At 47.8% G+C, this 13,565-nt stretch carries 16 protein-coding genes; 3 read left to right on the forward strand and 13 right to left on the reverse strand.

The annotated features are described in order from the left end of the window. Positions 1-48: 48 nt before the first annotated feature. On the reverse strand, positions 49-1,488 hold the full coding sequence (locus DXB92_RS03085; protein ID WP_117732343.1) for an AAA family ATPase: 1,440 nt from the start codon (positions 1,486-1,488) through the stop codon (positions 49-51). Positions 1,489-1,493: 5 nt separating this feature from the next. Further along, a complete protein-coding gene (locus DXB92_RS03090; RefSeq protein WP_117732345.1) occupies positions 1,494-2,252 on the reverse strand; it encodes a VTT domain-containing protein in 759 nt (252 codons plus the stop codon). 390 nt (positions 2,253-2,642) lie between these two features. Here DXB92_RS03090 and DXB92_RS03095 point away from each other — a divergent pair, with 390 nt between their 5' ends. After that, positions 2,643-3,566, forward strand: coding sequence for a cohesin domain-containing protein (locus DXB92_RS03095; protein WP_021682326.1), 924 nt, complete (start codon positions 2,643-2,645; stop codon positions 3,564-3,566). A 150-nt stretch (positions 3,567-3,716) separates the two neighbouring features. On the opposite strand, the gene DXB92_RS03100 is transcribed toward DXB92_RS03095, so the two are convergent. Beyond that, on the reverse strand, positions 3,717-4,025 hold the full coding sequence (locus DXB92_RS03100) for a DUF6465 family protein (protein ID WP_021682325.1): 309 nt from the start codon (positions 4,023-4,025) through the stop codon (positions 3,717-3,719). A 23-nt stretch (positions 4,026-4,048) separates the two neighbouring features. Then, complete coding sequence (locus DXB92_RS03105; RefSeq protein WP_021682324.1) at positions 4,049-4,324, reverse strand: HU family DNA-binding protein; 276 nt, start codon at positions 4,322-4,324, stop codon at positions 4,049-4,051. Between the two features lie 590 nt (positions 4,325-4,914). On the opposite strand from DXB92_RS03105, the gene DXB92_RS03115 reads away from it, so the two are divergent. Then, positions 4,915-6,159 (forward strand): ammonium transporter, encoded by a 1,245-nt coding sequence (locus DXB92_RS03115; protein WP_181976879.1) that lies wholly within the window; start codon positions 4,915-4,917, stop codon positions 6,157-6,159. Between the two features lie 17 nt (positions 6,160-6,176). Next, positions 6,177-6,539 carry a P-II family nitrogen regulator gene (locus DXB92_RS03120; protein WP_021682320.1) on the forward strand — a complete coding sequence of 121 codons (363 nt, stop codon included), beginning with the start codon at positions 6,177-6,179 and terminating at the stop codon, positions 6,537-6,539. Positions 6,540-6,683: 144 nt separating this feature from the next. Here the strand turns inward: DXB92_RS03120 and DXB92_RS03125 are convergent, their stop codons facing one another. The 9 genes from DXB92_RS03125 to DXB92_RS03165 all read right to left on the reverse strand — a co-directional run bounded on the left by DXB92_RS03125 (position 6,684) and on the right by DXB92_RS03165 (position 13,547). Beyond that, positions 6,684-7,574: a radical SAM protein gene (locus tag DXB92_RS03125; protein WP_117732350.1), complete on the reverse strand. Its 891-nt coding sequence runs from the start codon at positions 7,572-7,574 to the stop codon at positions 6,684-6,686. Beyond that, a complete protein-coding gene (gene nspC, locus DXB92_RS03130) occupies positions 7,571-8,722 on the reverse strand; it encodes a carboxynorspermidine decarboxylase (RefSeq protein WP_117732352.1) in 1,152 nt (383 codons plus the stop codon). Before nspC ends, DXB92_RS03125 begins: the two co-directional genes overlap by 4 nt. A 137-nt stretch (positions 8,723-8,859) precedes the next feature. Further along, a complete protein-coding gene (locus DXB92_RS03135; protein WP_117732354.1) occupies positions 8,860-9,219 on the reverse strand; it encodes a DUF4288 domain-containing protein in 360 nt (119 codons plus the stop codon). Between the two features lie 12 nt (positions 9,220-9,231). After that, a complete protein-coding gene (locus tag DXB92_RS03140; RefSeq protein WP_040647597.1) occupies positions 9,232-10,434 on the reverse strand; it encodes a saccharopine dehydrogenase family protein in 1,203 nt (400 codons plus the stop codon). A gap of 39 nt (positions 10,435-10,473) precedes the next feature. Continuing rightward, positions 10,474-11,247, reverse strand: a complete 774-nt coding sequence (locus DXB92_RS03145; RefSeq protein WP_242986590.1) for a YwqG family protein — start codon at positions 11,245-11,247, stop codon at positions 10,474-10,476. A gap of 93 nt (positions 11,248-11,340) precedes the next feature. After that, positions 11,341-12,204, reverse strand: a complete 864-nt coding sequence (speE, locus tag DXB92_RS03150) for a polyamine aminopropyltransferase (RefSeq protein WP_117732356.1) — start codon at positions 12,202-12,204, stop codon at positions 11,341-11,343. 30 nt (positions 12,205-12,234) lie between these two features. After that, the gene (locus DXB92_RS03155) at positions 12,235-12,711 is read right to left on the reverse strand and encodes a pyridoxamine 5'-phosphate oxidase family protein (protein WP_117732358.1); all 477 of its coding nucleotides are present in this window, start codon (positions 12,709-12,711) and stop codon (positions 12,235-12,237) included. Positions 12,712-12,757: 46 nt separating this feature from the next. Further along, positions 12,758-13,108, reverse strand: a complete 351-nt coding sequence (locus tag DXB92_RS03160; protein WP_117732360.1) for a hypothetical protein — start codon at positions 13,106-13,108, stop codon at positions 12,758-12,760. Between the two features lie 79 nt (positions 13,109-13,187). After that, positions 13,188-13,547, reverse strand: a complete 360-nt coding sequence (locus DXB92_RS03165) for a hypothetical protein (protein ID WP_117732362.1) — start codon at positions 13,545-13,547, stop codon at positions 13,188-13,190. Between the last annotated feature and the right edge of the window lie 18 nt (positions 13,548-13,565).

Below are 13,565 nucleotides of genomic sequence, written 5' to 3' on the forward strand. Positions count from 1 at the left end.
ATGTTACGTCTGTGCGGCGTGGCGCTTTTTTGCTTTGTTGAAATTTTGTTAAGCAACCGGAATGCTCTGTACATCTTCCGGCAGCAGTGTCAGCAGTTCTTCGTCTGAAAGCGGCTCCGGCAGTTTTGCCAGCCGGTCTGCCTGATTGGTCAGGGCAAATTCGAAAAAGTTCCGGACATCTCTGGCATTGGCAAACCCTTTTCCCGCTTCTGCACAGCGTTTCCGGAAATATTCCTGTACATAGGCATAGGTGTCTGTCGGCATTTTCAGACAGTAGCTGTCGCATAGGTTAGAGAAGATGAGCATCAGTTCTTCCGGCTTATAGTCATCGAAAAAGATCACCTGCCGGAAGCGGGAACGCAGCCCCGGATTGGTGTCCAGAAACTGTTCCATTTCCTTCGGATAGCCGGCAACGATAACGATCAAATCGTCCCGATGATCTTCCATTTCCTTGAGCAGAGTGTTGACTGCCTCTGTGCCGAAGTCGTTGCTGCCGCCGGAACTGGTCAGCGTGTACGCCTCGTCAATGAACAGCACGCCGCCCATTGCTTTTTCCACGACCTTCTTGGTTTTGATTGCTGTCTGCCCCACATAGCCGCTGACCAGCGTCGCACGATCAGCTTCTATCAGATGCCCTTTTTTCAGGACACCCAGTCGGGCATAGATTTTAGACAGCAGCCGTGCAACTGTGGTTTTGCCGGTTCCGGGATTGCCGGAAAAGACCATGTGCAGGGAAGTCTGCGGCAGGGGCAGCCCTCGCTCCTGCCGGATCGTTCGAATCCTGAGCAGGTGAATCAGACTTTCCAACTCGTCTTTGACGTTTTGCAGCCCTACCAGCTGGTGCAGCTGTGCCAGCAGTTCGTCCAGCGTTTCCGTAGGAGCTTCTGTAATTTCAGCATCATCGACAACCGCTTCTTTTTCAGCCGGAATCGGCGGCTTTTCGGCATTGAAATCCGCCGGAATGACAACCGCCTTTTCCAGTTCCGGACGACGACAGCCACGCATGGCGGCATCTCGATAACGGGAAAGCTGCTGCATCATGGAGTTCTGCACGATCTGTTGCTGTGGTTCTACTTTTCCGGCAGTATTCAGCGAAAATTGCGTTCCCATTTGTGCAATGGTTTCCAGCCAGAGCAGGGAAATGCTGCCCTCTACGCCGCTGCCCTGCAAATCGACACGCACCAGTGCCGCCAGCAGTGCCAGTAAAGAATCTGCCGCACCGGAAAAGGAAATGGAGAACTGCTGCAAAAAGCGTTCCATTGTCTGTGTCGTGGCAGACTGTTGCAGACAGTTGTTGATAAAATTGGTTTCTGCATCGGTAATGACACGGTCCTGATTTGCCAGAAACAGCAGATATTTCATTGCGGCAAAGTTGGCGTATTGTGTCAGCGGCATGCGGCTGCCGGTGATCGTGATGCCCTGTGCTTCATATGTAGCGTACAGCGTATGCAAGTACGCCAGTGCGTCCTGTAGATGATTGTGTGGCATAATGATTATTCCTTTCCGTATTTGCTGTCTGCGGTTTCATCGGAATGCTGATGCTTTTGTGCAGCACGCTTGTCCACTTTTCGCTTGATAAAGATTCCTGCTGCCGCCAGCAGAACGATCACGCCTGCCAGCACGATGGTCAGGACATAGTTGCCCTCCCATAAACTTTTTCCCATAAAAACAGTCAGGACTGTTGCTGGTGTCCGTCCCAGTGTTGTCAGGAAAAACAGATACATCGGCTTGATTTTTGGATTGAATGAAACCAGATAGGTAAGGGCATCTTTCGGCAGCCCCGGCAGTAGAAACACCAGAAAGATCAGCAGTTCTGTTCGTTTGCCGTCCAGCAGAAAATCAAATTTTTTGAAATGACTTTCCGAAACAAAACGGTCTACCAGCGGTCTGCCGATCCACTGCACCAGATAGTACACCAGAACCGTTCCCAGAAAAAATCCGGCAAGGGACAGGAACAGACCGCCCCACTGTCCGAACAGGATTCCACCGATAATGGGCACCGGACCTCCGGGGATCACGGCAATGACCACCTGTAATACTTGCAGCAGCACAAACAGCAGGGGAGCGAAGATGCCGAAACTCTGCATTTTGTCGATGATGACCTGCTGCCCGTGCTCGCTGGACAGCAAATGGATCAGCGGCAGCATGGCAACGCTGACCACAGCAAAGACCACAACCACAGCGATCAGACTAAAAATGGTTTTTCGGGAAATTTTTTTGTCAGATGTTTTTTTGGAAGTTTTATTTTTCATGTGAAATACTCCTTTCACAGAAATCCCTATAAAAGCGATATTGCTTAAGAAATAGTATACCGCGATTTTGTAAAAAAATCAAGGGTAATGCTACAGAAAGCTTGTACAGAAGATAGATTGTCAGATTTTTCAGCAGATTGCATAGAAATTTCGCCGGTATTTTTGCGTATGGAAAGGCACTTCTGTGCAGTTTGACGAGAAATCTGCAAACAGGTAAATTTTTTTGTGGTATTGCCCAAGATTTTTTGGGAGCCTATTTATGACATTTTTACAAAAGGGCTTGACTTTTTCACAGAATGCGTGTATAATAAAACGTATCATCTGGTAAGAAGCCGTGTATGGCGGCACGCTGCCGGTGAGTATCACTTCAGGTAGAAAGGAACTTGTTCTATGAAAACAAATCGAGCAAGATGGATTGCCTGTTTGTTGGCTTGTGCGATTGGGGTGTCGCTGACCGCATGCGGCAAGGACAAAAAAGACAGTTCTTCGAAGAATGCAAGCGATTCCGTTGCTGCGGGAGAAGAATCCAGCGAGGGAACCATTGCTTCGGAAGACTTGGCAAAAATGCAGAAACAGGATATGACATTCTCGTATGCCATCGATGCTGATGACGAAAGCTCCGGCAACGCAGATGTTCCTGTCAATAAGGGTGTTACTTCACAGAACGGCGGATCTTCCGGCGAAGATTCCTATGTGGTGGTGACTGACGATTCCGGTCAGGCTGTGAAGGACGACAGCGGAAATGTTGTAACAGAAGTCGTAAAGGGTGGAAACAATTCCGGTTCCGGCAATGAAAGCTCTACAGCTGCCGGTGGCAATTCCAGTAGCTCTAACGGCAATAATGGTAATAGCAACAGTGGCAGCAGCTATCAGGCAGACATGAAGACATTTCAGGCGTACTGGCTGGATATGTCCAACGGGGATAACGTTGTCTGCAACGGCGATTTCCTGGACGTTACCTTCAAGATCAAGGATGATGCTCCGGACGGCAACTATGCTCTGACAGCCGGCGAAAATGACTTTGCAAACTGGGATGCAGAAAGCGTACCGGTAGCATTTGTAGACGGTGATGTTGCAGTTGGTTCCGCAGCTGAACAGTCTGCTGGCTCCGCAGAATCCGGTACATTTACCATTGCAGCCGGAACTGCAAAGGGCAATCCGGGCGACGAAGTAACAGTTCGCTTTGATATGTCCGACAACCCGGGTATCGTTGCACTGATCTTCCGCTTCAAATATGATGCGAATGCACTGGAGGTTGTCAATGCTTCTGTAGGCAGTGACTGCAAGGACTACATCAAAATGGCAGTGTCGTAATTTAACGAACGCTGTATCTATTATCTGTACAAAAAAAGCAGAAACGTTTTTGGCGTTTCTGCTTTTTCTTTGTTTGTGTGAATCCGAATAGAAAAATTTCCTGCATTTGTTTTGATTTGCGAAACCCGCAGGGAAACTTGCTATTTCAAATTAGAGTGTGAATGAGCCGGAATCTCCGTTGATTACATAATACACCATGTTTTCTTCCGGCTTTACATACAGTTTAATATCCTTTGCGGCAGTCTTTTTCTGTCCGTGCTCTGCGGCCCACGCCACAACTGCACGTTCTGTCAGAACATCTGTTGTCCATTCCATGCCGCCGTACTGCAAGCTGATGCTGACAGTTTTGCGGACACGTGTGGTCTTCGGAGCAGCAGAAGCAGTCTTGGTTGTTTTTGCTTCTGCTGTTGCTGCAGCAGCCGTTGTCTTGGCGGTATCAGTTTTTTTCGATCTAGCCATTGCTCATTCCTCCTGATGTCTTCTTATGCGTTTACAGATTCCTTCAGGTTCTTGCTTGCCTTGAAGACCGGAGCCTTGGAAGCCGGAACCTGAACCGGTTCACCGGTACGGGGATTCTTGCATTCCTTTGCACTGCGTTCCCGCACTTCGAAGGTACCAAACTTAGAAATGGTAACCTTATCGCCTGCAACCATTGCGTCGCGGATTGCATCAAATACAGCGTTCACCAGAGCCTCGGCATCTTTCTTGGTGCAGTAGTTTTCCTCGTACAGCTTTTCAATCAAATCAGTTTTTGTCATGTCAAATGTTCCTCCAAAATCATAATCTACTACGAATTATATACTATTTTTTTTCATTTGTCAAGAACATCACGGAAAAATGACATTTGCACGGAATTTCGCCCTTTTTTCGCACGTTTTTTATGGAAAACCACATAAAATCTCGGTAAAAAATCGGAAATGGAATTGAAACGCTGTTTTTTTGCTTCAGCAGAGAAAAAGCTTGTATCTGCGTGTCGTTTTCTGCTTTTTGCAATTTTCTGCATTAAAAAAATAGTTGCCGGCAGAAAATCAGCTTTCGTCAGGCATTTGTGCAATATTACCAAAAGAAATGATGTTTCATATTTTATATATCGTTCATAAAATATCTATTGCAATTAAACAAAGTTTCCTGTATACTAAACACATGAGGAATCGTTCCGATGAAATGATTCACTTCGAATACGGACAATGGCGTCCCGTACAGTCGGTTGCTGTGCGAGGGCGTTTTTTATACCCTCTGCAATCGCTTTGAAGGTGGAACAATGGGGTTGCCGCCAGAATTGGCATCGGTTTTTTCCCTTGGTGATGTAACATCTACGAATTGATTGGATATGGAGGACATTTGAATTATGGATTCTGGGAATATCGGCTTTGTTATGATTTGTGCTGCACTTGTATTTTTTATGACTCCTGGTTTGTCGTGTTTTTACGGCGGTCTGGTGCGGCGGAAAAACGCTGTGAACACGATGTTCACAGCGGTTGTCACGATTGCAACGGGAATCGTGATGTGGATGCTGTTCGGCTACTCGCTTTCGTTCGGACCGGATCACGGCGGTGTGATCGGTGATTTCAGCTGGTTTGGTCTGGAGGGTGTTTCCCTGACAGAGCCATACATAGAGGGACAGGGCATTCCGAACATGGTATTCTGCCTGTTTCAGATGATGTTTGCAGTCATCACACCGGCACTGATTACCGGTTCTGTAGCGGGCAGAATGAAATTCAAGTCGCTGTTTACGTTTTTGGTGCTGTGGAGTTTCGTGGTATATTATCCCATGGCACATATGGTCTGGGGCGACGGCGGTTTCTTGGCAAAGATCGGTTCTGTAGACTTTGCCGGCGGCAACGTAGTACACATCAGTTCCGGTATCACGGCACTGACACTCTGCATTCTCCTTGGAAAACGGTATGACTATAAACGTGCAAACTATAAGATTCACAACACCCCGATGGTGGCACTGGGAGCATTTATCCTGCTGTTCGGCTGGTTCGGATTCAATGCCGGTTCTGCACTGGCAGCAGATGGTCTGGCTGCACATGCATTTGTAACCACCGCAGTTTCTTCCGCAGCCGCAATGCTGTCGTGGATGTTCTGTGATGTCGTTGTCAATAAAAAGCCGACATTTGTCGGAGCCTGCACTGGTATGGTTGCCGGTCTGGTAGGCATTACACCGGGAGCCGGTTTTGTACCGGTCTGGGCGGCCTTGATTATTGGTCTGACCACTTCGCCGATCTGCTTCTTCATGATCTCTTGGGTCAAGGAAAAGTTCGGCTATGACGATGCACTGGACGCATTTGGCTGCCATGGTGTCGGCGGAATCTGGGGCGGTATCTGTACCGGTCTGTTCTGCAAGGTGTCTATCAACGATATCGGGCAGGGCAATGGTCTGTTTTTCGGGGACATTCATCTGTTCTTGGTACAGCTGGCAAGTATCGGTATTACCATTGTAGTGTCTGTAGCCGGCACACTGATTTGCTATGGTATCACACGTCTGGTAACCGGAAAGATTCGCGTTACCGAACGGGAAGAGCGTGTCGGTCTGGATCGCTCGCAGCACGGCGAATCTGCATATCCGTCGTTTAACGGCTTAGACTAAACAAAGGAGTGACAGCAATGATTATTAAAGTAGAAGCAATGATTCGGGAAGAAAAGCTGGAGGACGTTCTGGACGCTCTGGCAGCATTGGACGTGCACGGCATGACTTGTTATCAGGTCATGGGCTGCGGTACCCAGCGTGGCTTTAAGGAGTATGCCTACGTCCGCGGACACCAGCAGGTAGAGATTCAGATGCTCCCGAAGATCAAGATCGAAGTACTGGTTTCGTCAGAAGAATGGGAGAAGAAAACCATTGATGCCATTCAGAAGGCAGCCTATACCGGTAATATCGGCGACGGCAAGATCTTTAGCTATGATGTGCGGGAGGCAATGCGAATCCGCACCAAGGAAACCGGCTATGATGCGATTCAGCCGGAATAAACGGGCGATATAACCAATAGAGAAGAACAAGCATCTCCTAGCTTTGCTGGGGGATACGATTAAGGGCAACACCGCACAAGTTTTGTGCGGTGTTGCCCTTATCATCTTCCGCCAAATTGGGAAGGCTTTAAAACGGCATTGCCTTTATAAGGATTCCGTCTGAAAATCCGGCGTATACCCTGCCGAAGCAGACGAGCGTTCCTGTCCATAACCGTTCAGTCCCAGCTGCACAGCATGTTTCCGAACGGACTCATATTCAAACGTGGCAATTCGCCGGTTCAGGTGCTTGTCCGACAGCGGCATTTCCGGCGGGGTGTACTGTCCCATCAGACTTAGCAAAAACGCATCTGTAGGCAGAGCCGCCGCCAGCCAGTCCAGCAGCTGCATCGATTCTTTTCGATGTGCCGGCAGAACCAGATGCCGTACCACCAGACCGCGTTCCAGCAAATCGCCGTTCCATACCGGCTTTCCCACCTGTCGGAACATTTCCGGAATCGCCTTTGCTGCAACTGAAAAATAGTCCGGACAGTTGGCATATGCTCCTGCGGTTTCCGGCGTGTAAAATTTTAAATCAGGGAGGTAGATGTCCACCAGTCCCTCCAGCATGTGCAGGATTTCCGGCGATTCATAGCCGCCGCAGTTCCACACCACCGGAATGTGCAGCTTGGGTTTTGCCAGTTCCAGAGCCTGCACGATCCATGGTGTATAATGGCTTCCTGTGACCAGATTGATATTGTGTGCCCGATGATCCTGCAATTTCAGAAAAATCTCTGCAAGCTGTGTCACTGTGACTGCTTTTCCAACAGCCTGCCGGCTGATTTTCCGGTTCTGGCAAAATACACAGCCCAGAGCACAGCCGGAAAAGAACACAGTTCCGGAACCATGTCTGCCGGAAATGCAAGGCTCCTCCCATGGGTGCAGGGCTGCTCTGGCGATTCGAATTTCCGTGCCGCAGTGACAAAGCCCCACGCCTTTTTCCCGATCAGCACCGCATCGTCTGGGGCAGAGGGTGCAGTGTGCCGCGTCAAAACTCATGACAGCCGTCCCTCAAAATCGGCATAGCCAAACCGCTTTACCAAATCGATATGTCCATTCTGATAGAGGGCAATATCCGGCAAGGGAACGCCATTGAATGTGTTGTTTTTCACCATGGAGTAAATTGCCATGTCGCAGAATACCAGCTTTTCGCCTGCTTGCAGCTGATGGTCGAAAGAGTAATCTCCGATCACATCACCGGCAAGGCAGGTGTTTCCGGCAAGTCGGTAGGTATAAGTTTTTTCGCCGGCTGTCCCGCTGTACAGAATGTGCGGGCGATAGGGCATTTCCAGAACGTCCGGCATATGGCAGGCGGCAGAAGCGTCCAGAATGGCAATGTCCATGCCGTTGTGTACCACGTCCAGCACAGTTGCCACCAGATAACCGGCATTCAGAGCAACTGCTTCTCCCGGCTCCAGATATACTTGTACGCCGTAGGTGTCCCGTACCCGTTCAATGCAGCATACCAGCCGTTCCACGTCATAGTCCGGACGGGTGATGTGGTGTCCGCCGCCGAAGTTTACCCACTTGCATCGTTTCAGCCACTTGTCAAACTGCGGCAGCATGTGGTCGAGGGTACGCTCCAGAACGTCAGAGTTCTGCTCGCACATGGTGTGAAAGTGAATCCCGTCCAAGCCTGCAAAGTCGTCGTCTTCCATTTGTTCCAGCGGTACACCCATGCGGGAACCGGAAATGCAGGGGTTGTATAGATCAGTTTCAACTTCTGCATAGCCGGGATTGATGCGAATGCCGCAGGAAATATTCCGAGTTGCATCTTGCACCTGCTGCCGGTATTTTTTCCATTGTCCAAACGAGTTGAATACAATATGGTCGCAGAGTTCCAGCAGCTGTGTGAAATCTTCCTGCGTGTAGGCAGGGGAGAACACATGCACTTCTTTCCCGAAGTGCTCTCGTCCCAGTTTTGCCTCGAATAATCCGCTGGCAGTCGTTCCGGCGAGATCGTCCCGAATCAGCGGGTAGGCGGAGAACATTGAGAACGCCTTTTGTGCCAGCAGGATCTTACAGCCGGTTCGCTGCTGGATTTGTTTCAGCAACGCGGTGTTCTTTTGCAGCAGCCGTGCATCAGTGAGATAGCAAGGCGTATGCAGCTCATCAATGGGAATGTCAAATAAAGATTCAAAGTCCATTTTCAAAATTCCTTTCTTGAAAAAGAAGCGTTCTGCTTGATGCGGAACGCTTCTTCTAATTCGAGGGATTCATGTCAGAGTATGTTCACATAAAAATGAAATACACGTCTTAAATTAGGCTTTATTCAGTGTTTCCTTTATTTTGGATCGGGGAAATACCGCAGAGGCAGCATTTCTTCCCGTGTACAGGAATTGCTAAGAAGTTCTACCAATTTCGTTTCGGAAAACTCCGAATGATTCTGAAAGATTCTGGAATACACTTCCTGTACATCACTTTCCACGTCATCAGACTGAAAACAGTCCAGATAGTCTACAACAGTGCAATGTACAGTGTCGCCGTACATATTTCTACGCTTGTTGTCCATTGTTTGCTTTACATAGATTTCCGCCTTTTGATAAGCTTCATCAAAAGAGCCGGCATCTACTTGCAAGATAGATTCCTCGTAGAAAATCTGTTCCTTTACAGTGTATTTCAGAAGTAGTTTTACATGGTACATTGTTGTATCTCCTTAATCTACCAGCACCGGATCAAAATTCTCAGTCCACGGCAGCCCCCACTTGTTCAGTGCGTCCATAAACGGATCCGGATCGAATTCTTCTACATTATAAACGCCCGGTTTTTTCCACTTGCCGGTCATTACCAGCATTGCACCGATCATTGCCGGAACACCTGTGGTGTAAGAAACTGCCTGAGAGCCAACTTCCTTGTAGCATTCCTGATGATCGCAGACATTGTAGACGTAGTAGTTCACCGGCTTACCGTCCTTGACACCCTGACAAATGCAGCCGATGTTGGTCTTGCCCACGGTGCGGGGACCGAGAGAAGCCGGATCCGGCAGAACTGCCTTGAGGAACTGCAGGGGAACGATTTCCTTGCCCTCGAACATGATTGGTTCAATGGAAGTCATACCCACATTTTCCAGACACTTCAGATGCGTCAGATAACTCTGACCGAATGTCATAAAAAAGCGGATTCTCTTGATACCCTTGATATTCAGTGCCAGAGATTCCAGTTCTTCGTGGTGCAGCAGGTACATATCCTTTTCGCCAACCTGATCGAAGTTGTATTCTCGCTTGATTTCCATAGGTTCGGTTTCCACCCATTCGCCGTTTTCGATGTAGCTGCCCTTTGCAGAAACTTCCCGAATATTGATTTCCGGATTGAAGTTGGTAGCGAAAGGATAGCCGTGGTCACCGCCGTTGCAGTCCAGAATGTCGATATAATTGATTTCGTCAAAGTAGTGCTTCTGGGCATAAGCACAAAATACGCCAGTTACGCCGGGGTCAAAGCCGCTGCCCAGCAGAGCTGTGATGCCAGCTTTTTCGAAGCGTTCCCGATAAGCCCACTGCCACTTGTACTCAAACTTTGCCGTATCTTCCGGTTCATAGTTTGCGGTGTCCACATAGTCCGTCTTGGTTGCAAGGCAAGCGTCCATAATGGTCAGATCCTGATAGGGAAGTGCCACATTGATGACAATGTCCGGCTTCTCCTGCTCGATCAGAGCGATCAGCTGGTCTACATCATTGGCATCCACCTGTGCAGTGGTGATCTTGGTAGCCGTCTTGTCCTGCAATTCTTCCTTGAACTTGTCACACTTGGACTTGGTACGGCTGGCAATGCAGATCTCTGTAAACACTTCACTGTTCTGGCAGCACTTGTGAATGACAACGCCTGCCACGCCGCCGGCTCCGATAATTAACGCTTTTCCCATGTTCATATACCTCCAAAAATTCAAAAATAACAATATTGATTAGCAGCAATCCCAGGTATAAAGCACATCACTGAAATCGCAGTTTTTTAACTTTTCCCAATTGATGAAGAAGTTGCCGATGCCGCAATCACCCCATAAAATTTTCCAGTCGGTTCCCATGTCACTGTCCAACTGAAACAGCAATACATCATGCGTGTCTTCACTGCTTCTGGGGTCCCATTGTGCAAAGCCGGGGTAACCGCCGATCTTATGACCGCTGCCCCCGTCGAAAAAGTCATCCATATTTTCTAGCAGGTTTTCAGCCTCCTCTGGATAATCCTGTTGTACCAGTTTTCGAATACAGCTTTCAAACCGATAATCACTGTAAGAAATTGTGTCCACATCTTCCGAGAATGCCAGTCCATAACAGCCTCTCACCGGAAAGAGATCCTCTTCGTCAGAAGATGCCGCCATTTTTTCGCAGACTTCTTTCTCTGTGACCGTCTGATCCGGCTCTTTGAAATATAGCACACGAAATGTGTCCTGCAAGGTGTTGTCATCGAAATTCAGTCCGCTGACATCGTCGTTCAGAATCCAGAATTGCAGCAGTCCCTGATGGGGGAAATCTTCCAGCGTGATCTCTGCACAGTCGATCTGTGCCAGCAGCCGCAGTTGTGTGCCCTCACTGTCCTCCGGAATTTTCGCATCACGGGGAACATATCCAATACCGCCAACCTTGCTGTCAAACAGACTGGGCTTGGTATCTGTCAGCTGCAATTTCATATAGGGGATAGCAGTTTTTTTCAAAATCTCCTCACGGATTTCTTTCACCATATTCGCACCAGAATCCGTTTTTTCACATGTTTTGACTTTCTCCGGTACACTGTTTTTTTGTTTAAATATATCCAATAGTCCCATCTTTGCTCCTTATCTTCTGTCACGCTCAGATTCCCGCAGAGCATCGCGAACGTTGTTCGGAATGGCGAAACAGCCCCGATGCAGAATCGTATTGTAATATCTGGTTTTGATACCCAGCCCATTCCACCAGTCCGCCTGCAAATCCCGTACAGGGTCATACTTTTTCGAAGCAAATCCAAAGAGCCAATGTCCAGAGGGATAAGTGGGGATATGAGCCTGATACACCAGTGCGATAGGGAAGAACCCTTTGATGCGGCTGTGTGCCCGTTTCATGGCATTGGAATAGGACGTGTAGAATGTGCTCTCGTGTTGGTTGACCAGTATGCCGTCCTCGGTCAACGCCTTATAGCAGTTGCCATAGAATTCCTTGGTAAACAGACCTTCACCCACGCCGAACGGATCAGTAGAATCCACAATAATCAGGTCGTATTCATTTTCCACCTTGCGGACAAACCGCAGGCCGTCCTGATAGTAAATATGTACCCGCGGATCGTCCAGACTGCATGCTGTAAACGGCAGATACTCCTTTGCCAGATGCACTACCAGTTCATCGATCTCCACCATGTCGATCTGTTCAATGGAGGGGTAGCGGCAGAGTTCCCGTACCGTACCGCCGTCGCCGGCACCGATCACCAGAACCTTTTTGATGTTCGGGTTGGTCGCCATGGGAATATGGGTAATCATTTCGTGGTAGATATACTCATCTTTTTCGGTCACCATCAGCAGACCGTCCAGCGTCATAATGCGTCCGAACTCCACGGAATCAAACACGTCGATTCGTTGGAATTCACTCTGCACACTGGCAAGCTGCCTGTCAATGCGAATGGAGAGCCGGACGTTATCCGTGTGATTTTCGGTATACCAGATGTCCATATCAAAACTCCTTTCACTTTGCCTTTTCCATTAGGATTCCTTGACCAGTTTTCCTGTCATATGCTCCGGTGTCAGTGCAAGGCATAGCACATTCGGACGGGAATGCTGCAATTCACGTTCCAGATACGCCTTATCATCAGTAAATTTCTGGCAGAGGTGCGTGCAGATCTCCAATTCCTTTTCTGCATCTGTCACCGGCTGAATCCTGCCAAATACCACAACACTTTTGATATGCAGCGGCCACTGTCCGTCCTCCCGATAGCCCTCGTCATGGACACAGTAGGAAACCTTGTCACATTGGGAAATGGCATCGATCTTGTGACCTGTTTTCGCTCCGTGGAAATACAGCTTGCCGTCTGCTTCGCAGTACCAGTGGTTCATGGGAATGCCGTAAGGATATCCGTCGTCGCCCAGTACAGATAAGATGCCTCTCAGCTCGCTTTTCAGAATTGCAATGCAGTCCTCGTCAGAAAGCTGCTGTTTCCATCTTCGCATTGGTCGAAACATTTTTATGCCTCCTTTTTTACAAATCATTTTTTTGAAAAATGGAAATCTATATACGCACATTGAAAACGTCTTTCAAGTAAACTGACAAACCGCCAATCCTGCTGATACCGATTCCAATAAGTACAATGTATAAGGCAATGGAAATCAGCAAGTAAATCTTCTTTTTAGCCGTTTTTCGAAAAACATAGAAGTATGAAGGAAAAGATAATGCCAGCCATATCCGGAACTGGATACACCCCAATATTACGGATACCATTTTTTCAGAACCTAAGGCATAACCATATCCTTTAGTGTTTCCAGTAATATGCAGGAAAATCAGCTCGAAACAAATCGGAAAGGAAAATGCGATAACGGCTGTCCAAATATAGTTAAGGAAAAATATGACCTTTTTATCCATTTCTGATCTCCGTAATTTCTGATTTGCTGTTGCTGAACAATTCGAATTTTCTCTTTAAATAAGATGAAGCCCAAACCTGTTACCTTCTATAAAGAATTTCCAAATCTCCATCTACAAATCCAGCTGCGATTGCCTCATATTTTCTGAATTCTTCTGCGTATTTTCCACCTGAAATGTACTGCTTTATCATTTGACAAGAAATATCAAGGATTTCTTCCCATTCTGCATCTTCTTCCCAAGAGAATACATTTTCTCCGGAACTAAATTCTTCTTCACAACACCAATCTTCGTCTTCTTCATCAAAATATGAAGCACAAATCAGCTGTATAGACCAATGTGAATCTGTTTCTTCGTAAAGATTAAAATTTATAGCCACTCCTGATAGCGGCACATTTTCATCTAATACGCCGTTCAGCCATTTTTCAAAAGCTTTATACATATTTCTCTCCTTACAGTT

Source organism: Ruminococcus sp. OM06-36AC, from assembly GCF_003438725.1.
Lineage (GTDB): Bacteria > Bacillota > Clostridia > Oscillospirales > Ruminococcaceae > Ruminococcus_C > Ruminococcus_C callidus.

Excerpts from the sequence above, each read along its gene's own strand:
- DXB92_RS03085 (WP_117732343.1), bottom strand. The coding sequence starts at position 1,488 with ATGCCACACAATCATCTACAGGACGCACTGGCGTACTTGCATACGCTG.
- DXB92_RS03090 (WP_117732345.1), bottom strand. The coding sequence starts at position 2,252 with ATGAAAAATAAAACTTCCAAAAAAACATCTGACAAAAAAATTTCCCGA.
- DXB92_RS03095 (WP_021682326.1), top strand. The coding sequence starts at position 2,643 with ATGAAAACAAATCGAGCAAGATGGATTGCCTGTTTGTTGGCTTGTGCG.
- DXB92_RS03100 (WP_021682325.1), bottom strand. The coding sequence starts at position 4,025 with ATGGCTAGATCGAAAAAAACTGATACCGCCAAGACAACGGCTGCTGCA.
- DXB92_RS03105 (WP_021682324.1), bottom strand. The coding sequence starts at position 4,324 with ATGACAAAAACTGATTTGATTGAAAAGCTGTACGAGGAAAACTACTGC.
- DXB92_RS03115 (WP_181976879.1), top strand. The coding sequence starts at position 4,915 with ATGGATTCTGGGAATATCGGCTTTGTTATGATTTGTGCTGCACTTGTA.
- DXB92_RS03120 (WP_021682320.1), top strand. The coding sequence starts at position 6,177 with ATGATTATTAAAGTAGAAGCAATGATTCGGGAAGAAAAGCTGGAGGAC.
- DXB92_RS03125 (WP_117732350.1), bottom strand. The coding sequence starts at position 7,574 with ATGAGTTTTGACGCGGCACACTGCACCCTCTGCCCCAGACGATGCGGT.
- nspC (WP_117732352.1), bottom strand. The coding sequence starts at position 8,722 with ATGGACTTTGAATCTTTATTTGACATTCCCATTGATGAGCTGCATACG.
- DXB92_RS03135 (WP_117732354.1), bottom strand. The coding sequence starts at position 9,219 with ATGTACCATGTAAAACTACTTCTGAAATACACTGTAAAGGAACAGATT.
- DXB92_RS03140 (WP_040647597.1), bottom strand. The coding sequence starts at position 10,434 with ATGGGAAAAGCGTTAATTATCGGAGCCGGCGGCGTGGCAGGCGTTGTC.
- DXB92_RS03145 (WP_242986590.1), bottom strand. The coding sequence starts at position 11,247 with ATGGTGAAAGAAATCCGTGAGGAGATTTTGAAAAAAACTGCTATCCCC.
- speE (WP_117732356.1), bottom strand. The coding sequence starts at position 12,204 with ATGGACATCTGGTATACCGAAAATCACACGGATAACGTCCGGCTCTCC.
- DXB92_RS03155 (WP_117732358.1), bottom strand. The coding sequence starts at position 12,711 with ATGTTTCGACCAATGCGAAGATGGAAACAGCAGCTTTCTGACGAGGAC.
- DXB92_RS03160 (WP_117732360.1), bottom strand. The coding sequence starts at position 13,108 with ATGGATAAAAAGGTCATATTTTTCCTTAACTATATTTGGACAGCCGTT.
- DXB92_RS03165 (WP_117732362.1), bottom strand. The coding sequence starts at position 13,547 with ATGTATAAAGCTTTTGAAAAATGGCTGAACGGCGTATTAGATGAAAAT.